The organism is Algibacter sp. (genome assembly GCF_049667265.1).
In the GTDB taxonomy this organism is placed as follows: Bacteria; Bacteroidota; Bacteroidia; order Flavobacteriales; family Flavobacteriaceae; genus Algibacter_B.
On record NZ_JBATHX010000183.1, the window covers coordinates 1 to 18871 of the forward strand.

General features: G+C 31.0%; 22 protein-coding genes. 13 read left to right on the forward strand and 9 right to left on the reverse strand.

Translation table 11 applies throughout. The features are described from left to right. Positions 1-160 precede the first annotated feature (160 nt). Positions 161-823 carry a peptidoglycan-binding protein LysM gene (locus WBN21_RS06755; RefSeq protein ID WP_424198683.1) on the forward strand — a complete coding sequence of 221 codons (663 nt, stop codon included), beginning with the start codon at positions 161-163 and terminating at the stop codon, positions 821-823. Positions 824-827: 4 nt separating this feature from the next. Here the strand turns inward: WBN21_RS06755 and WBN21_RS06760 are convergent, their stop codons facing one another. From WBN21_RS06760 to dnaA, 3 genes are read right to left on the reverse strand one after another with little or no spacing between them, the layout of a single operon-like run. Beyond that, complete coding sequence (locus WBN21_RS06760) at positions 828-1544, reverse strand: SAM-dependent methyltransferase (protein ID WP_424198685.1); 717 nt, start codon at positions 1542-1544, stop codon at positions 828-830. 5 nt (positions 1545-1549) lie between these two features. Next, positions 1550-1999 (reverse strand): low molecular weight protein-tyrosine-phosphatase, encoded by a 450-nt coding sequence (locus tag WBN21_RS06765; RefSeq protein ID WP_424198687.1) that lies wholly within the window; start codon positions 1997-1999, stop codon positions 1550-1552. A 12-nt stretch (positions 2000-2011) separates the two neighbouring features. Beyond that, entirely contained in the window at positions 2012-3439 is a 1428-nt protein-coding gene (dnaA, locus tag WBN21_RS06770) for a chromosomal replication initiator protein DnaA (protein WP_424198689.1), read from the reverse strand. Between the two features lie 197 nt (positions 3440-3636). On the opposite strand from dnaA, the gene WBN21_RS06775 reads away from it, so the two are divergent. Then, positions 3637-4035 carry an acyl-CoA thioesterase gene (locus WBN21_RS06775; RefSeq protein ID WP_424198691.1) on the forward strand — a complete coding sequence of 133 codons (399 nt, stop codon included), beginning with the start codon at positions 3637-3639 and terminating at the stop codon, positions 4033-4035. Here WBN21_RS06775 and WBN21_RS06780 read toward each other — a convergent pair whose 3' ends face one another. Genes WBN21_RS06780 through WBN21_RS06795 form a run of 4 tightly spaced genes read right to left on the reverse strand, consistent with a single transcriptional unit; the run spans position 4036 to position 6717 of the window. Continuing rightward, complete coding sequence (locus WBN21_RS06780; RefSeq protein ID WP_424198693.1) at positions 4036-4644, reverse strand: IMPACT family protein; 609 nt, start codon at positions 4642-4644, stop codon at positions 4036-4038. It lies immediately after the preceding gene. A 5-nt stretch (positions 4645-4649) separates the two neighbouring features. After that, complete coding sequence (locus WBN21_RS06785; protein WP_424198695.1) at positions 4650-5261, reverse strand: HAD family hydrolase; 612 nt, start codon at positions 5259-5261, stop codon at positions 4650-4652. After that, the gene (ribD, locus tag WBN21_RS06790; protein ID WP_424198697.1) at positions 5254-6258 is read right to left on the reverse strand and encodes a bifunctional diaminohydroxyphosphoribosylaminopyrimidine deaminase/5-amino-6-(5-phosphoribosylamino)uracil reductase RibD; all 1005 of its coding nucleotides are present in this window, start codon (positions 6256-6258) and stop codon (positions 5254-5256) included. Before ribD ends, WBN21_RS06785 begins: the two co-directional genes overlap by 8 nt. 3 nt (positions 6259-6261) lie before the next feature. Beyond that, positions 6262-6717: an LEA type 2 family protein gene (locus WBN21_RS06795; protein ID WP_424198699.1), complete on the reverse strand. Its 456-nt coding sequence runs from the start codon at positions 6715-6717 to the stop codon at positions 6262-6264. Positions 6718-6770: 53 nt separating this feature from the next. Here WBN21_RS06795 and WBN21_RS06800 point away from each other — a divergent pair, with 53 nt between their 5' ends. The 4 genes from WBN21_RS06800 to WBN21_RS06815 all read left to right on the forward strand — a co-directional run bounded on the left by WBN21_RS06800 (position 6771) and on the right by WBN21_RS06815 (position 10940). Further along, positions 6771-7262, forward strand: a complete 492-nt coding sequence (locus tag WBN21_RS06800) for a GNAT family N-acetyltransferase (RefSeq protein WP_424198701.1) — start codon at positions 6771-6773, stop codon at positions 7260-7262. Between the two features lie 10 nt (positions 7263-7272). Beyond that, complete coding sequence (gene prmC / locus WBN21_RS06805; RefSeq protein WP_424198703.1) at positions 7273-8118, forward strand: peptide chain release factor N(5)-glutamine methyltransferase; 846 nt, start codon at positions 7273-7275, stop codon at positions 8116-8118. Next, the gene (gene ligA, locus WBN21_RS06810; protein ID WP_424198705.1) at positions 8118-10115 is read left to right on the forward strand and encodes an NAD-dependent DNA ligase LigA; all 1998 of its coding nucleotides are present in this window, start codon (positions 8118-8120) and stop codon (positions 10113-10115) included. The genes prmC and ligA overlap by 1 nt, the downstream gene beginning before the upstream one ends. Positions 10116-10574: 459 nt before the next feature. Further along, entirely contained in the window at positions 10575-10940 is a 366-nt protein-coding gene (locus tag WBN21_RS06815) for a hypothetical protein (protein WP_424198706.1), read from the forward strand. A 221-nt stretch (positions 10941-11161) separates the two neighbouring features. Here the strand turns inward: WBN21_RS06815 and WBN21_RS06820 are convergent, their stop codons facing one another. Together WBN21_RS06820 and WBN21_RS06825 are read right to left on the reverse strand one after the other, a co-directional pair. Next, positions 11162-12079, reverse strand: a complete 918-nt coding sequence (locus WBN21_RS06820; RefSeq protein WP_424198708.1) for a bifunctional metallophosphatase/5'-nucleotidase — start codon at positions 12077-12079, stop codon at positions 11162-11164. 2 nt (positions 12080-12081) lie between these two features. Continuing rightward, positions 12082-12840 carry a 5'-nucleotidase C-terminal domain-containing protein gene (locus tag WBN21_RS06825; RefSeq protein ID WP_424198710.1) on the reverse strand — a complete coding sequence of 253 codons (759 nt, stop codon included), beginning with the start codon at positions 12838-12840 and terminating at the stop codon, positions 12082-12084. A 57-nt stretch (positions 12841-12897) separates the two neighbouring features. Here WBN21_RS06825 and WBN21_RS06830 point away from each other — a divergent pair, with 57 nt between their 5' ends. The 7 genes from WBN21_RS06830 to WBN21_RS06860 all read left to right on the forward strand — a co-directional run. Continuing rightward, the gene (locus WBN21_RS06830) at positions 12898-13428 is read left to right on the forward strand and encodes a DUF6913 domain-containing protein (RefSeq protein ID WP_424198712.1); all 531 of its coding nucleotides are present in this window, start codon (positions 12898-12900) and stop codon (positions 13426-13428) included. Then, the gene (gene dapA / locus WBN21_RS06835; RefSeq protein ID WP_424198713.1) at positions 13421-14299 is read left to right on the forward strand and encodes a 4-hydroxy-tetrahydrodipicolinate synthase; all 879 of its coding nucleotides are present in this window, start codon (positions 13421-13423) and stop codon (positions 14297-14299) included. The genes WBN21_RS06830 and dapA overlap by 8 nt, the downstream gene beginning before the upstream one ends. 118 nt (positions 14300-14417) lie before the next feature. Then, entirely contained in the window at positions 14418-15257 is an 840-nt protein-coding gene (locus WBN21_RS06840) for an outer membrane protein assembly factor BamD (protein WP_424198715.1), read from the forward strand. 11 nt (positions 15258-15268) lie between these two features. Further along, entirely contained in the window at positions 15269-15598 is a 330-nt protein-coding gene (locus tag WBN21_RS06845) for a DNA-directed RNA polymerase subunit omega (RefSeq protein ID WP_424198717.1), read from the forward strand. Between the two features lie 169 nt (positions 15599-15767). Continuing rightward, a complete protein-coding gene (gene coaBC, locus WBN21_RS06850; RefSeq protein ID WP_424198719.1) occupies positions 15768-16979 on the forward strand; it encodes a bifunctional phosphopantothenoylcysteine decarboxylase/phosphopantothenate--cysteine ligase CoaBC in 1212 nt (403 codons plus the stop codon). Continuing rightward, a complete protein-coding gene (locus tag WBN21_RS06855; protein ID WP_424198721.1) occupies positions 16972-17859 on the forward strand; it encodes a DUF4835 family protein in 888 nt (295 codons plus the stop codon). Before coaBC ends, WBN21_RS06855 begins: the two co-directional genes overlap by 8 nt. Positions 17860-17909: 50 nt before the next feature. After that, the coding region (locus WBN21_RS06860) for an AAA family ATPase (protein WP_424198722.1) at positions 17910-18871 on the forward strand (962 nt) is incomplete at its 3' end.

Genomic DNA, 18871 nt, shown 5'->3' on the forward strand with positions numbered 1-18871 from the left:
ATTAGAATTCAATAAAAAAGGAGCTGTATTTCATCTATTCTACTACTAATTACAGTACTTAAGCGATTAATTTTGAAGTTATTAAAAAAAAGCTTAATTTTGCGCCCTCAAATTTCAAGGTATATATAATTATAAAAATATGCTGAAAAAATTTAAAATTATGGTAAAAAATATTGCAAGATCCGTAACTATTACGCTTACAATATTAGCACTATTGTATGTTTCGTTTCGTTCGAATGAAACTATTGATTTAAGTAAGTATTCTACAGAAGGCTTAGACTTAAATTACACAGTAAGTCTAGATGAGACAACTGTAAATGATAATCCATCTGCATTATCAGATTCCGATTTCGAATTTTCACCGTATTTAGGAAAATCATTTGTTGGTTTTAAAGAAGCTTTAGCTTTTAAAGAGTCAGGTGGTGATTATAATTCTGTTAATACATATGGGTATTTAGGAAAATATCAATTTGGTTCAGAAACCTTAAAGCTTATTGGTATTTATAATCCCGCATCATTTTTAAAGAACCCAAGATTACAAGAAAAAGCGTTTATAGCTAATTCTGCCCGTAACAAATGGATTTTGAGACGTGATATTAAGAATTTTGTTGGAAAACGAATTAACGGTATCATTATAACTGAATCGGGAATTTTAGCTGCAGCGCATCTTGCTGGTCCTGGAAGTGTAAAAAACTACTTAAGAAGTTATGGTTTAGATAATTTTGAGGATGGATATGGAACCACGGTTCATTATTATATGAAGCGTTTTTCTGGTTATGACACCTCTTTTATTAAAGCAAATAGAGAAGCTAAGGCTATTTAATAATTTAGCTTTTATGAATTATAAATATGGTAGGTCTTTTATGAAGGTCTACCTTATTTTTTTTCCATTGGTTTGCAGTCTGGGTTTTTATAAACTCAGTACTTAAGGTGATGTCGCAAGCAACACAAACATCTGTATTATTTTCTAAAACGGCCGATAGATCTTCGAGCATTTTGTTATTTCTATAAGGTGTTTCAATAAAAATCTGTGATTGATTTTGCTCAAATGATAGCCGTTCAAGTCTTTTTATTTCATTTTTACGCTCGCCCTTATCAATAGGAAGGTAGCCGTTAAAAGTGAAACTTTGTCCATTCATTCCCGAACTCATAATAGCCATTAAAATGGATGACGGGCCAACCAACGGCACCACTTTTATATTTTTTTGGTGTGCAATTTTTACAATTTCAGCTCCAGGATCTGCTACTCCAGGGCAACCAGCTTCCGATAATAAGCCAACATCCTCACCATGTAAGCATGGATTTAAAAATGTTGGTAAATCTGCTTTATCAGTAAATTTGTTTAAATGAAACATGGTTAGTGAAGGTTGCGATTTTTCTGGACTAATGCTTTTTATAAAACGCCTAGCTGTTTTATCGTTTTCAACAATAAACGTATCAATGCTGTCAATAGTTTGTTTTACGGTAATTGGTAAAACATCTAAAGGTTCGCTGTCACCTAAAGTGGTTGGAATAAGGTATAATTTACCAATTTGGTTGTTCATTTCAACTATAATAAGTTTTTTGCTATTTTTTCACAAGCTTCATCCAGCATTTGATACACGTTTTCAAATCCTTGATCGCCTCCATAATATGGGTCTGGGACTTCAAAATTCTCACCTTTATGAATTTCGTTAAGAATGAAATTTACTTTAGCAATATCTTGGTCGTTTCTTGCTAACTTAACAACATTTTTGAAATTAGATTCGTCCATAACATAAATCAAATCGAAAGTATCAAAGTCTGAAACAACAAATTGGCGTCCCTTAAGTTTTGAAATATCTAATCCATAGTTTCTTGCAACGGCAATCGATCTAATATCTGGAGCACTCCCTGTATGATAGTTAGCCGTTCCAGCAGAATCAATAATAAAATCTTTTGAAAGTTTTGACTTTAAAATACCTTCAGCTAAAGGAGAACGACAAATGTTTCCTAAGCAAACCATTAAAATTTTAGTCATGATAAGAATGTCTTAAACAGAAAGTTTTTTGCCTATATCTTCAACGTATTTTCTAAATTGTTTATCTGTTGAAGATAAGTTGTCAACTGTTTTACAAGCATGTAGAACTGTTGCATGGTCACGTTTTCCAATTTGAGAACCAATACTAGCAAGCGATGCTTTAGTGAATTTTTTAGCAAAAAACATGGCTAATTGACGTGCTTGAACTATATGACGTTTTCTAGTTTTTGACTGTAACGTGTCAACATCCATTTGGAAATAATCAGACACTACTTTTTGGATATAATCAATGGATACCTCGCGCTTTGTATTTTTTACAAATTTTTCAACAATAACCCGTGCTAAATCAAGTGTGATTTCTTTCTTATTGAATGATGATTGAGCAATTAATGAAATAATAGCACCTTCAAGTTCCCTAACATTAGATTTAATGTTTTTAGCAACATATTCAATAATATCATCAGGCATTTCTACGCCATCACGATATAATTTATTCTTTAAAATAGAAACTCTTGTTTCAAAATCTGGATTTTGCAATTCTGCTGATAATCCCCATTTAAAACGGGATAATAAACGTTGTTCAATATCTTGCATATCCACCGGCGCCTTGTCACTCGTTAAAATAACTTGCTTACCATTTTGGTGTAAGTGATTGAATATATGGAAAAATACATCTTGCGTACCTGTTTTTCCGGATAAGAATTGAACATCGTCAATAATAAGGACATCTATAATTTGATAAAAATGAATAAAATCATTTCTATTATTTTTCTTTACAGCATCAATATATTGTTGGGTAAATTTTTCAGCAGAAATATATAAAACGGTTTTCTCTGGATATTTATCTTTTATATCAACACCAATAGCATGAGCTAAATGCGTTTTTCCTAAACCAACACCACCAAAAATTAATAATGGATTGAATGAAGTTCCTCCTGGTTTATTTGCTACTGCTAATCCTGCGCTTCGTGCTAATCTATTAGAATCTCCTTCTAAAAAATTTTCAAAACTATAATTAGGATTTAACTGCGATTCAATTTTAACATTCCTAATTCCAGGAATAACAAAAGGGTTCCGCAATTCAGGACTCTTATTATTTAAAGGAACATCAACATCTTGAGATTTTAAAGCGCCTCTATTCGAGCTTGGAATTTTTTCAGTAAAAGGTTGTTTGTTCCCATACGTGTTTTCCATTTTAATAATGTAAACAAGTTTGGCTGTTTCCCCTAATTCTTTGGTAAGTGAAACTTTAAGAATTTTAACATAATGTTCTTCAAGCCATTCGTAAAAGAATTTACTAGGCACCTGAATACTTAAAGCGGTATCAGTAAGTTTAACTGCCTTAATTGGTTCAAACCAAGTTTTGTATGCTTGCGGTTGGATGTTATCCTTTATGAATTCAAGACAGTTATTCCAAACCGATTGCGCAGTTACACTCATGTGTTAATTTTGTTTTTTTGTTTTAGGTTTTAAGATAGAATAACTACAAAAGATGTAAATTTCAATTCCCCCTTAATTGAATGGCAAATATGTGAACAAATTTCTAAAAAAAAAAATGATTTACTATTGAATTTTAAGAAAATTTTCCTCATGTTTAACCTCTTGCCGAAACTACAAAAAAATATTCAATAAAACTTATGAAAATCGATGAAATACAAATAAGAGTGAGATATGGTGAAACTGACCAAATGGGAGTTGTTTATCACGGTAACTATGCGCTATATCTTGAAATGGGGAGAATTGAGTGGTTACGAAAACTAGGCGTTTCCTACAAGACCATGGAGGAAAATGGAATTATGCTACCTGTTGTTTCTTTACATATAAACTATAAAAAATCAGCGGGTTATGATGATGTAATTAATGTAAAAACTCAACTAAAAAATAGGCCAACAGCCAAGATTGAATTTGAGTACGAAATCACAAGTGAAAGTGGAGAGATTTTGGCTACAGCTAGCATTGTTTTAGTATTTATTGACATTAAAACAGGAAGACCAATAAGGGCGCCAAAATATATTTTAGATCTTTTGGACGATTAATTAAATCATTTTTATGTCAATTTCGTACAGTCGTTCAAAAATTTCTTGGATTGTTCCGGCTTCATTTTTTCTGACGGATATAAAAATTTTGCAATCCATTTCTAATATTTGATTAATTATATTCAATTGCTTTTCCTTAATAACGCGCATAACGGTGTTCATGTTCTTGTAATCAAAAGATATTAAATAATCAATGTTTATAGTTTTTTCGATAATTTTTGAAGCATCAAGCGCCATTTGTGCCGCCGTTCTATAAGCATTAATTAATCCGCCAACACCTAATTTTACACCGCCAAAATATCTCACTACAACAATTAATACGTTTGTAAGATCAAAGGATTGGATTTGTCCATAAATTGGCATTCCTGCAGAATTACTAGGTTCACCATCATCATTGACACGATACGCCATTGTTTCTGTTCCTATTTGATAGGCATAACACCAATGTCTTGCTGAATGATGTTCTTTTTTTAGGTTTTCTAAATGAACTTTTACGTCATCTTCATTTAAAACAGGAAATGCATATCCGAAAAACTTACTATTCTTATCTTTAAATAATACCGGTTTAGGCGCTTTTTTTATGGTTCTATATGTGTCCTTTTCAATCAAATTATTTAAAATAGTTGATTCTTTGTTTCAAATAGGTTGATAACATCTTCCATTCCAGGCGTAATATGCCAAGTTTTAAATTTCATGGTATTGGCAGTTTCTATGTTGTCCTTATTGTCATCAATAAATAAACATTCTTCAGCTTTAAGGTTGTTTTCATTTAACACAAATTCAAAAATATCTCGATTTGGTTTCACCAAGTTTATTTCGTGCGACAGGTAAAAGGCGTCAAAACAATTTTTAAAATCTTCATAAAAGGGAACATTGGTTTTTATAAAATCTATATGAAGCGCATTGGTGTTGCTTAATAATATCAATTTGTAATTTGAATTCGATTTAAGTGCTTTCAAAAAGTCTAATCTGTTTTTCGGAAAATCTTTCAACATAAAATTCCAAACCTCAATAAGATCATCTTTAATTAATTTCGGAAAATTTTCAGAGTAGAATTCCAGAAACTCATCAGTCGAAATTAATCCTTGTTCATAAAAACTATTAAAACCAAGCATTTCATCGGAAAGGGATTCTATTTGAAAAGTTTCTAAGGCATGTTTATGAGCAGCCTCAATATTTAAATTGATAAATACGTTGCCAAAATCAAAAATAATAGTCTTAATCATTATTATAAATTTTAAGATTGTCTGTAATTATTTGTGCTTCAGAAATTAAAACACCCTGTAAATTCGGGGCTTTAATTCCTGTTTTGAATTCGACTTGTCCAGTAAAAATCCGAGCTTCGTCCCAAAGGTTTTCATCAATAAAGGTTTGAAGTGTTTTTGCGCCACCTTCAATAATGACAGAATTTATATGGTTTTCAAAAAGAAAATCACCAATTTGTTTAGCAATAGGTTTTGAAAAATCGATGGTATTTTTTGTAATTAAAAGCGTTTCGGCATCATTATTAAAAACGGCGTGGGTTTTCGAAATTTTTTCATTTTTATCAATAACAATTCTAACAGGATTATTTCCAGTCCAATCTCTAACCGTTAAGGAAGGGTTATCCTTAAAAACGGTATTCGTGCCAACAAGAATTGCCTGTTCCTCCGCGCGCCATTTATGAACCCATTGCCTTGAAATGGCATTTGTTATCCAAACTGGTTTTTGTTCGCTTTTAGTTTTTGGAGCAATAAAACCATCCTTCGTTTCAGCCCATTTTAAAATAATATAAGGTCGTTTCTTATTATGGAAAGTAAAAAATCGTTTGTGGTGTTTTTTGCATTCTTCTTCTAAAACGCCTACTGTTACATGGCGTCCCGCTGCTTTCAATTTTGCAATTCCCTTTCCTGCAACTTTCTCATTATCATCTATGCAGCCAATAACAATATTTGGAATGTTGTTTTCTATAATGAGGTCGCTACAAGGTGGTGTTTTTCCAAAATGCGAACAAGGTTCTAGCGTTACGTATATTGAGGATTCTTTTAATAAATGGGTGTTTTTAACTGAATGTATGGCATTTACTTCGGCATGATTTCCCCCGAAAGGGCTTGTAAAACCTTCACCAATTATTTTGTTATCATGAACAATCACGCTTCCAACCATAGGATTTGGTCGGGTGCTACCTAAACCGTTTTTAGCAATTTGGATACAGCGATTTATGTATGTTTCATAAATTGTCAAAATTTAAAATTTAATTTTCACATCTTCCGTTTGGTCAATATTATAATAGTGAGAAAAGCCCAAAACCTTGTATTTTATCTCGCCTTTATATTGGACTTTTACTTTTTTGCTAAACAGACTTCCTAATAAACCACCAATACTTTTGTTGCTAAAAATACTATCCGTAGGAACGTTGGTTTTTAAAGGAATGGTAAATTCTTTTTTTGCTGGAACTTCAAAACTTTCGGTTGAAACCGTTGCCATTTCATTGTCGTTCACAAACACTTTTATTTCGTCGGTTTGTAATTCACCGCCAATATCATTAGGGTTTATAAATTTAGCATCAGCAGTAAAAGTGACATATTTTGAGGTTGATTCTAAAACCTTAATATTCTCAATACCAATAAATTCAGGTTTTTCGTTTACTGAACAACTGAATAGCGTAAAACAGATTGTTGATAAGATTATAAGTTGTTTCATTCTGATTTTTTTCGATTTAACGTATCTTCACTACTTTAAAAATAGCAATTATAGTGAGTAAAGATACTACAGTTATTCGAGAAATTGAACCTCAAGATAATGCACAATTGGAGCAAGTAATTAGAGCGTGTTTCCATGAGTTTAAAATCCCTTTAGAAGGCACGGCTTATTCAGACCCTGAAACATCAAGCATGTTTGAGTCCTATCAAAATGATAACGATGTGTATTTTGTAATTGATGTTAATGGCGAAGTTTTAGGCGGAGGCGGTGTAAAGCCTTTAAAGGATTTTGAAAGTGATGTTTGCGAAATTCAGAAAATGTACTTTTCACCTAAAGTACGAGGTAAAGGTTATGGTAAAGCCTTGTTTGAAAAATGTATGGAATCTGCCAAAGCGCTTGGGTATAAAAAATGTTATTTAGAATCGGCATCACAGCTTAAAGCGGCAATCCACATTTATGAGAGTTACGGTTTTAAACATTTAGAGAAAGAACTTGGTAACACAGGACATTATTCATGTGGTGTCTGGATGATAAAAGATTTATAAAAAGTCACAAATGAAATTAAAACACCTTCAAAATATATTTCACGATGATTTAGATGCTATTTATGGCGAAGAAGAAGTTGATAGCTTCTTTTATATGTTGATTCATGATTATTTTGATGTTACTAGAATTCAATTGGCCATAGATTCAAACCTTACAATTGATGATCCTGAAAAAATTCTTGAAGCGCTTAGTTTTTTAAGAGACCATGTTCCAATTCAATATGTTATAGGTGAAACAGAATTTTATGGTTTGCCCTTTAAGGTCAATAACAATGTTTTAATTCCTAGACCCGAAACGGAAGAATTAGTTAATTGGGTATTAAAAAAGACTGATAAAGAAAAAACTGTAAGCATTATTGATTTAGGCACAGGGAGCGGTTGTATTGCCATTTCGTTGGCTAAAAACTTACCTAATGCTAAAATTTTTGCATTAGATATAAGTGAAAAAGCTTTAGAAGTAGCAAAACAAAATGCTAAATTAAATAATGTTAATATTGAATTTATTGAAGCTGATATTTTAGAAACTAAAAGTATTCAGGATTTAAAATTTGATATTATTGTGTCCAATCCTCCATATGTACGCGAAAAAGAAAAAGCGTTTATGAAACCTAATGTTTTAGAAAACGAACCGCATTTAGCATTATTTGTAAAAGATAATAACCCGTTGCTTTTTTATGAAGCTATTACACATTTTTCAGTATTAAATTTAATAGATAACGGGGTTTTGTATTTTGAAATCAATGAATATTTAGGCAAAGATATGATTGAATTGTTACATGATAATAACTTTCAGAATATTGAATTAAAACAAGATATCTTTAAAAAAGATAGAATGATAAAAGGAATTAAAAGTTAATGAATACGATAAAACAACAATTAGAAAATCTTCGAAATGAATTAAGAAATCATAATTATAATTATTATGTACTTGATAATGCCACTATTTCAGATTTTGATTTTGATATAAAATTAAAGCAGCTTCAAGAATTAGAATCTAATCACCCTGAGTATTTTGATGCAAATTCACCCACACAAAGAGTAGGAGGTGAGATTACCAAGAATTTTGAAACAACAGTTCATGAGTTTCGCATGTATTCTTTAGATAATTCATATTCAAAAGAAGATTTACAAGATTGGGAAACCCGAATTAAAAAATTAGTTGATGGTGATATTCAATACACATGTGAATTAAAATACGATGGCGCATCTATAAGTTTAACCTATGAAAACGGGAATTTAGAAAAAGCGGTTACGAGAGGTGATGGATTTCAAGGTGATAATGTAACAGCCAATATAAAAACGATTAAATCTGTGCCCTTACAATTAAAAGGTGATTATCCATCTAAGTTTGATATTCGTGGTGAAATTGTTTTGCCTTTTGAAGGTTTTATTAAAATGAATGAGGAGCGCATCGAAATTGGTGAAGAGCCTTATAGAAATCCAAGAAATACAGCTTCAGGAAGTTTAAAACTGCAAGATAGTTCTGAAGTTGCTAAACGACCCTTGGAATGTTTGCTATATAATTTAACAGGCACTAATTTAGGAGTTAAAACACAATTTGAAAGTCTAGATAAAGCCAGGCAATGGGGTTTTAAAGTCCCTGAAGCGGCAAAATTAGTTAATTCTATTGATGAAGTTTTGGAGTTTATTGAATATTGGGATGTACATCGTCATGATTTACCTTACGAAACTGATGGCGTTGTTATTAAAGTTAATAATTTACAACAACAGGAAGAGTTGGGCTATACAGCCAAAGCACCACGTTGGGCTATGGCATATAAATTTAAAGCCGAACAGGTTTCAACCACATTAAATAGCATAACTTATCAAGTTGGAAGAACCGGAGCTATTACACCTGTAGCCAATTTAGAACCTGTTGAATTAGCTGGAACAACTGTAAAAAGAGCGTCTTTACACAATGCCGATCAAATTGAAAAACTAGATATTCGCGTTGGCGATGAAGTTTATGTTGAAAAAGGCGGTGAAATTATCCCTAAAATTTTAGGTGTTGATTTAACAAAACGTCCAACAAATTCTCAACCCACAAAATACATTACTGAATGTCCTGAATGTCATACACAACTTGTACGTCAAGAGGGCGAAGCACAACATTATTGCCCAAATTACAATGGTTGTAACCCTCAAATTATAGGTAGAATTCAGCACTTTATATCTAGAAAAGCTATGGATATAGATGGTTTAGGTGGAGAAACAGTAGCCTTATTAGTAAATGAAGGTTTGATTACTAATTATTCAGATTTATATGAATTAACAAAAGAACAGGTAATCCCTTTAGAACGGATGGCTGAAAAGAGTGCTGAGAATTTAATACAAGGTATTGAGCAATCAAAAAACATTCCTTTTGAGCGTGTTATGTTTGCTCTTGGTATTCGATATGTAGGTGAAACTGTAGCAAAAAAACTGGTAAAGCATTATAAAACTATTGATGCTATAATAGCTGCTACGCAAGAAGAATTAGTTAATGTTGATGAGATAGGGGTTAAAATAGCTGAAAGCGTGTGTCTCTTTTTTTCTTCCGAAGAAAATTTAAATACTATAAATAGATTAAAAAGTTTTGGTGTGCAATTGGAAATGTCTGCTGATGCTTTAAGTGGTCAAACAGAAATTCTTAAAGGGGATGTTGTTGTGGTGTCTGGAGTGTTTCATTCGGTTTCAAGAACAGAGCTTAAAAAACTTATTGAAGACAACGGAGGTAAGGTAAGTAGTTCAATTTCTGCTAAAACAAGCTATATTGTTGCAGGCGATAATATGGGGCCAAGTAAAAAAGATAAAGCTGAAAAGTTAGGGATTATTTTAATAAATGAACATGAATTCTTACAAAAAGTAAAATAAATACATATTTTTATCGATTAAATGTAATAAAACACGTTTAATTGTAAAAAATTATATATGTTTGGATTTCAATATTAAATTACTCTCATGTACAAGTTGAAAGTCTTGGTTGGAATTGTCTTAATTTGCTATATATCTTTTACTGTTTTAGAATTTAGCAGTAATAAAAACCTTGCTTTTTATTTTCAATCTTTGATTGTGCCAGTAATCACAATTATTTACACATTTTTTATAAAAATTAAAAGTAAATTGTTTTTGTTTTTTTTAATCTGTTATTCTTTATCAGATATTTTAGGTATTGTTATAGCTAATTTGCCTAACGATGAATCACAAAAACTCCTTGATATTGAATACTATTTTGGTAAGTCCTTGTATATTTTGGCGTATTTGTTTCTGCTATTTAAAATATTAAAATCAATAAATTTTCAACATGTATTTAGAAATTTAAAAATGCATGTTTTGGTTTTATTAATATTGAATGCCTATTTGTTATTTGTTTTGCAAGGTATTATAAATCCAAAATTAGTACTTGAAAATGATTACTATTTAGAGTTGGCATATAATATTGTTGTTTTAAGTTTACTGTCCTCTGCATTGTTAAATTATTCTTATAGAGATAATAGAAAATCGCTCTACTTGTTTTTTGGAACATTGTTTATCGTTTTCTCTGAAGTTATGGATATAGCTTATATTTATGTGTCTCCAAGAAGTTTATTAAACTTTTTATCTACCACCTTATGCCTTGTTGCTTTTTTCTTCTTTATTAAGCAATCAAAGCTATTAAATATTATAAGTGATGACAATGATTTTGTAATTGCCGAATAGCACTTATTAATTAGTATTAAAAGGAATGTCTTTTTTATTTAAATAAAGTTTTATTGCTCAAAGTAAAAGGTAAAAACAGCAGTTCAAAAAAGTAATCTACCATCATTTTTTTACTCAATTCTTAATGGTATAAAGTGCATATTAATGGCACCTCCAATATAAATACTTATCCCAATCCAAACACTTCTTGTTATAAGCATTAAAAGGCCAGCAAAAAGCCATTAAACTATTATGGATGTTCCTTTTGCAGATTTGTTTTTTTCAGAATCAAAATAAAAATCAATTTTACCTAGGTTTATGCCATAGCAGCCAACTTGGTTAACTAACATATTTTTGTCTTCACTATTTTTAACAACCGTTGGTTTTCGTAAAAAGGTATGTGTATGCCCGCCAATAATTAAATCGATGTCTTTTGTGGCCTTTGCCAATGTTAAGTCACTTATTTTATTTGGACTATTTTTATAATAATACCCTAAATGTGATAAGCAGATAATTAAATCACACCGTTCTTCATATTTAAGAATCCGTGCCATATCCTGGCTTACTTCAAGGGGGTCTAAATACTTTGTTTCTTTAAACATATCAGGAGCTACCAAGCCGCTAAGTTCAATTCCTAAACCAAAAACACCTATTTTAATGCCATCTTTTTTAAAGACTTTGTAGGGTTTGGCATGTGTGTCCATTATAGTGTTTGAAAAATCATAATTTGCGGATATAAACTCAAACTCAGCATGTGGAAGTTGTGCATATAAACCATCAATACCATTATCAAAATCATGATTACCAATAGTTGCAGCATCATATTTTAATTTACTCATAAGTTTAAATTCCAATTCGCCACCGTAGTAATTAAAATATGGTGTGCCTTGAAAAATATCACCAGCATCTAATAATAGTGTATTTGGGTTTTCATTTCTAATCGACTCTACTAAAGTGGCACGTCTTGCAACACCACCTTTGTTCGCGTTTCTGGTGTCTTCAGGTCCAAAAGCATCAATATGGCTATGTACATCATTAGTATGAAGAATTGTTATTTTAGTTGTTTTTGTGGCACTAGAAAAAGATTGTAACCCAATACTTCCAAGTGTAACCAAAGCTGTTCCTGCTGATGCTTGTTGAATAAAATGTCTGCGATTCATAATTATTTTATTTGAATAAATCTGTCGTCAATAACCGGTTTTAATGTATCAATCTTATTGAATTTATCAATTAAAGCATTCCTAATTTTATAACCTAAATGATAAATACTGTCATTAGGACGAAAAAAGTTCATATTATCACCACCATTGTACAGATAATCATTAGTAGCAACATAATATGTTTTGTCTTTATTAATTATTTCTCCATTTATCGTAGCATCAATTATTTTAAAGTCATTATTTAAAACCAACTTTAGTTTAGAAATGGGGTGCGCTCTTTTCGATTTGCTTAAATAACCTATTAAACTATCAATTTGGGTACCCTTAAGCGCTACAACTACAACGCTATTTTCAAAAGGCATTAATTCAAAAGCTGTTCTTTTTGATACCTTACCTTTGTTTAAAGCTGATCTGATGCCACCATGATTAAGTAATACCATATCAATATCATGCCCAGTTCTACTTTTAAAAACAGGATTAGCTTCGCTGTAAACCGCATCAGCCATAAAATTACCAACAGCTGTATTTAATTCGCCATCAGTCTTAGAATAAGTGTCAACAGAATATGCTAAAACACTATCTAAATCCTTTTCAATGTTATCTCTGTAGGGTTTTACGAAAGCTTCAATTTCAGGATCTTTTGGTATTGAATCTGAAATTTCAATTTGACTGCCTTCAATTTTTGAAAGTTGTAATTTTTCTTGTTTACAATTCAGAAAAACTAAAAAATATAACAAAATAAAGAATTGTGTAAACCTCATATGAAAATCTATAATTTGAATGTACTTTTGCTACCTTTGCGCAAAGTATAAAGATAAATGATTTTAAAGGGTTTTAAAGAAAAATCTAATAAAAAGTACCTTAACAAATTGTTGAGTGAGCGTAACATTAATGTTAATGCTGATAAGGTAATTAGCTTAGGTGTTATCTTAAATATTGATGAATTTGATGACTTTGAAAAGTTTAGAGGCCTAGCAGATTATATAAATATTAGACCTAATAAACTGAAAATCATAGCCTATTCTTCAAATAAAAAGGAAGGATTGCATTCATGGGATGAGTGTTTTAATCCAAAAGATTTTGGTTGGAAAGGCGTAGTTAAAAATACGGAGTTGCAGACTTTTTTAGATTCAGAATTTGATGTTTTAATAAGTTATTATGATAATGAATTACTAGAATTGAAATTGATAACTGCTAAATCTAAAGCGAAATTTAAAATCGGAATTTTACAATCAGATGAACGATTGAACGATTTAATAATTAAAACCCATTTAAAACAATTCGAACTTTTTAAAGAAGAAGTGTTTAAATATTTAACCATTTTTAAAAAATTAAGTAGTAATGAATAATAAGTTTGTAGGAACAGGCGTGGCGTTGGTTACACCATTTAATTCAGATTTAAGTGTTGACCACAAAGCATTGGCTAATATTGTAAATTATAATATTGAAAATGGGACTGATTATCTTGTAATCTGTGGAACAACAGGTGAAAGTGTGACCCTTTCAAAACAAGAAAAAAAGGACGTTACTGCCACTATTATAAAAGCCAATAACGGACGATTACCTTTAGTTTTAGGAATTGGAGGAAATAATACAGTAGCTGTTATTCAGGAAATTAAAACGACAGATTTAAGTGGGATAGATGCCCTATTATCTGTATCGCCATATTATAGTAAACCAACACAAGAAGGTATTTATCAGCATTTTAAAGCCATTGCAGAAGCCTCTCCAATTGATGTGATTTTATATAATGTTCCTGGACGAACTTCAAAAAATGTTGAAGTTGATACAACCTTGCGATTAGCTAATGATTTTAAAAATATTGTTGGTGTAAAAGAAGCAGGAAATAATATGAGTCAATATTTGCAATTAATTAAAAACAAACCAGAAGGGTTTTTAATAATTTCTGGTGATGATGATTTGGTTCTAGGTGTTACTTTAGCTGGAGGTGCGGGAGTTATTTCTGTGATAGGACAGGCATTTCCAAAAGATTTTTCAGAAATGATTCGTTTAGGATTAATAGGTGATGCAAAAGCTGCTTATAAGTTGCATTTTAAGCTTATGGATGTTATTGGTTATATTTTTGAAGAAAACAATCCTGCAGGTATTAAAGCAGTTTTTGAAGCTTTAAAATTATGTCAAGATACCGTTAGATTACCAGTAGTTCCAGCCTCAAAAAAACTTAAGAAAAAAATTGTTGATTTTGTAAAAGGGTATTAATCTGTTAAATATTACTTAAACCTTACAATTACTGTGTTTTTGCAATTATTTTAGCCGTGAAATATTATTTTTTAAATTCATATTAATAGCGTATTTTTGCGTGCTGTATTAAAAATCTATGAACAAATTTTTTTACTTATTAGTTTTTCTTACTGTTTTAAGCGGTTGTAGTGAATATCAAAAGGCTTTAAAAGCTGATGGAGAAAGTGCAATTGGAGATAAATTTAAAATGGGGGAAGAATTATATAATGCTGGTAAATTTAGCAAAGCAAACAGGCTTTTTGCTCAAATTGTACCAAATTATAGAGGGAAACCTCAGGCTGAAAAATTAATGTACTTGTATTCTAAATCATTTTATGAAATGAAAGATTACTATGTTGCAGGATATCAGTTTGAACGTTTTGCTTCAAGTTACCCAAAAAGTGAAAAAGTAGAAGAGGCATCATTTTTAAGTGCGAAAAGTGCTTACCAATTGTCGCCTGTTTATAGTAAAGATCAAAAAGAAACAAAGACAGCAATTGAAAAACTTCAAGATTTTATAAATCTTTTTCCAGAGTCAAATTATGTGTCGGATGCAAATGTGTTGATTCAAGAATTAGATATTAAATTGGAGAATAAAGCTTACGAAATAGCAAAACAGTATAATCAAATTTCTGATTATCCAGCTTCAGTAAGGTCTTTTGATAATTTTATTTTTGAATTCCCAGGATCTAAACTTCGTGAAGATGCTTTATTTTATAGATTAGATTCTGCGTATAAATTAGCACTTAATAGTGTCGAGGTTAAAAGAACGGTTCAAGCAGGATTAGTATATTTGAAAAAGGAACGTTTGGAAACAGCAAAAGAATACTCTGATGGATTTAAAAAATTATATAAAAATTCAGAGCATATTGATGATGTTGAAAAAATGGCTTCAGAAATAAACAAAGAATTAGAAATTTACAGCACAAAAAGTTAAATATAACACCAATGGATTTAAAAAAAACCAATGCTCCAGTTAATACGGTAACGTATGATAGAAATCAAATTGATGAGCCAACAGGCAATATCTACGAGTCAATTTCAATCATTTCAAGACGTGCAGAACAAATTAACACAGAGATTAAAAAAGAACTAATTGATAAGTTAGAAGAATTTGCTACTTATAATGATAGTCTTGAAGAAATCTTTGAAAACAAAGAGCAAATTGAGGTTTCAAAATTTTATGAAAAATTACCAAAACCTCATGCGTTAGCTGTTCAAGAATGGTTAACTGATAAAATTTATTTTAGAAATACTGACGAAGATAATCAGGAATAATTTCTGAAATTAAACGCCAATAAATAAACTCCAAAACCGTTTTAATTAATGGTCTTGGAGTTTATTGGTTTTTGGAATTTAAAAAAGAGAAGCTTGCTTTTGTTTTTTGAAATTTTAATATCTTGCGACTAAGCATAGGCTATTTTATTAGGCTATTAAAATAAGTAATATGAGCATATTAGGCGGAAAAAATATATTATTAGGCATAACTGCTGGTATTGCCGCTTATAAAACAGCTTCACTTGTTCGTTTATTTGTAAAATCTGGAGCCAACGTAAAAGTTGTGATGACACCATCAGCAAAAGAATTCATTACCCCTTTAACTTTATCAACACTTTCTAAAAACCCTGTTCATTCTTTATTTACTAATGAAGAAGATGATAATGCGGTATGGAATAGTCATGTCGATTTAGGTTTGTGGGCAGATATTTTTGTTGTCGCACCAGCAACGGCAAATACCATGTCTAAAATGGCTAATGGTGTTTGCGATAACCTTTTGCTAGCAACATATTTATCAGCTAAATGTCCAGTCTATTTTGCACCAGCAATGGATTTAGATATGTACAAACATCCTTCAACACTAGAGTCTTTTAATAAGCTTAATGATTTTGGTAATATTATGATTCCTGCAACAAGCGGTGAATTAGCAAGTGGTTTAGTAGGCGAGGGTAGAATGGCTGAACCTGAAGATATTTTGTCTTTTATTGAAAACGATATTTTAGGAAAATTACCGCTTCGAGGAAAAAAAGTATTGATAACTGCGGGACCGACCCATGAAGCTATTGATCCTGTTCGTTTTATAGGAAATCATTCCAGCGGAAAAATGGGGTTTGAAATTGCTAAAGCAGCAGCCAATCTAGGTGCTCAGGTTGTTTTGGTAACAGGGCCAACAAATCAACAAACGTCACATTCAAGTATTATTGTAAAGCCAGTTGTTAGCGCTCAAGACATGTATAACGAAGTGCATGAACATTTTGAAACCTCAAATATTGCTATACTTTCTGCTGCGGTTGCCGATTTTACTCCTAAAGAAGTAGCTAATCAGAAAATAAAAAAGAAGTCTGATACGTTAACTTTAGAGTTAGAAAAAACAAAAGACATTTTAGCATCCTTAGGAGCGATTAAAAAAAATCAATTTTTAGTAGGTTTTGCATTGGAAACAAACAACGAGCTTGAAAATGCAAAAGGAAAATTAAAAAGAAAGAATTTAAATTTAATTGTCTTAAATTCGTTAAATGACAAAGGTGCCGGATTTAAAACTGACACTAATAAAGTAACTTTTATTGATGATAAAGAAAATATTTTAGAGTTTCCTTTAAAATCAAAAAGTGAAGTTGCTTCCGATTTATTAAATAAAATTATATCAGAAATTGATGCGTAATATTCTAGTTGTATTAATACTTTTACTTTCTTTTAAAGGAGTTTCTCAAGAGTTAAATTGTAATGTTGTTGTTAACGCAGAGCAAACGGGTAATGAAAACTTTCCTATTTTTAAAACACTTGAAAAACAACTTAACGAGCTTATAAATAATACCAAGTGGACAAAAAAAACATTTAAAGATCAAGAACGTATTTCTTGTAATATGTTTTTAAATATTACAAATTATAGCGGAGAATCTTTTCAAGGTACTTTACAAATTCAATCTTCACGACCAATTTATGGATCGTCATTCAGTACACCAATTTATAATTTTAACGATAAAGATTTTAATTTCAGATATCTTGAATTTCAGAATTTAATTTACAATCCAACGCAGTTTGAATCTAATTTAATTTCTGTTTTAGCATTTCATATTAATATGATTTTAGCCTTAGATGCTGATACTTTTGCTGAAAAAGGCGGTGATGAATATTACAAACAAGCCCAAATAATAACCAATTATTCTCAACAAGGTAACTTTCAAGGTTGGAAAGTAGAAGATGGGTTACAAAGTAGGTTTACACTAATTGATAACGTTTTATCGCCAACATTTAAAGAGTTCAGAGACGTTTTGTACACATATCACAGAAAAGGATTAGATGTTATGAGCGATAACGTAAAAGCCGGGAAAGCCGAAATAGCTTCTTCTTTAGGGAAATTTGAGGCTATGAATAGTCGTAGACCAAATTCGTTTTTACTTCGAACATTTTTTGATGCAAAATCTGAAGAAATTGAACAGATTTTTTCTGATGGACCAGCAGTAAATATTGTAAGTTTAAAAGAAACACTTCAAAAAGTTGCGCCAATGCACAGTAGCAAATGGCAAAATATTAAATTATAGACATTTTTTGTCAAAGTAGCTTACTGCGACTAAATACTGAATACTGATACATGCTAACCTCACTTTCCATAAAAAATTACGCTTTAATTGATAAACTCCATGTCGATTTTAATGATGGTTTTTCAATTATTACCGGTGAAACAGGAGCTGGTAAATCTATTTTACTAGGCGGACTTTCACTAATATTAGGTAAGCGCGCAGATTTAAGTAGTTTAAAAGATGCCTCGGAAAAATGTATTATTGAGGCTGTTTTTAATATTTCAAATTACGATTTGAAATCGCTTTTTGAGGCAGAAGATTTTGATTATGAAAACCAAACTATTATAAGGCGAGAAATTTTACCTTCTGGTAAATCCAGAGCTTTCGTTAATGATTCACCGGTTAATTTATCGGGCTTACAGGTTTTAGGCGAACGTTTAATCGATATTCATTCGCAACATCAAACGTTGCAATTAACGAGTAACGAATTTCAATTTCAAGTCATTGATGCATTGGCTAAAAATGAGGACAATCTTCAAGAATATAAAACCGAATTAAAAGCCTACAAAACCCTTCAGAAAGAACTTAAAGAACTCAAGGCTTTTCAAGCAGAAGCCATAAAAGAACATGATTACAACTCCTTTTTATTAAATGAATTATTAGAGGCCAATTTAATTGAAGGTGAGGAAGAAAGCTTGGAGGAAGAATATGAAACTTTGAATAATATTGAAGACATTCAAGAAAAGCTTTCAGAAGCCTATCAACTTTTAGGTGAAGAGGAAGGCGGTGCCATTGCATTACTAACAACATTAAAAAATGTTTTTCATAAGTTATCTGGATTTTCCTCAAAGTATCAAGACTTATATAATAGAGCAAATAGCAGTTTGATTGAATTGGACGATTTATATAGTGAAGTTAGTGACCATCAAGAAAATATTGATGCCGATCCAAACAGGCTAGAAATTGTTGATGCTAAGCTTAAAACGCTTCATAGTTTAATGCAAAAACATGTTGCGGCAAATGTTTCAGAGCT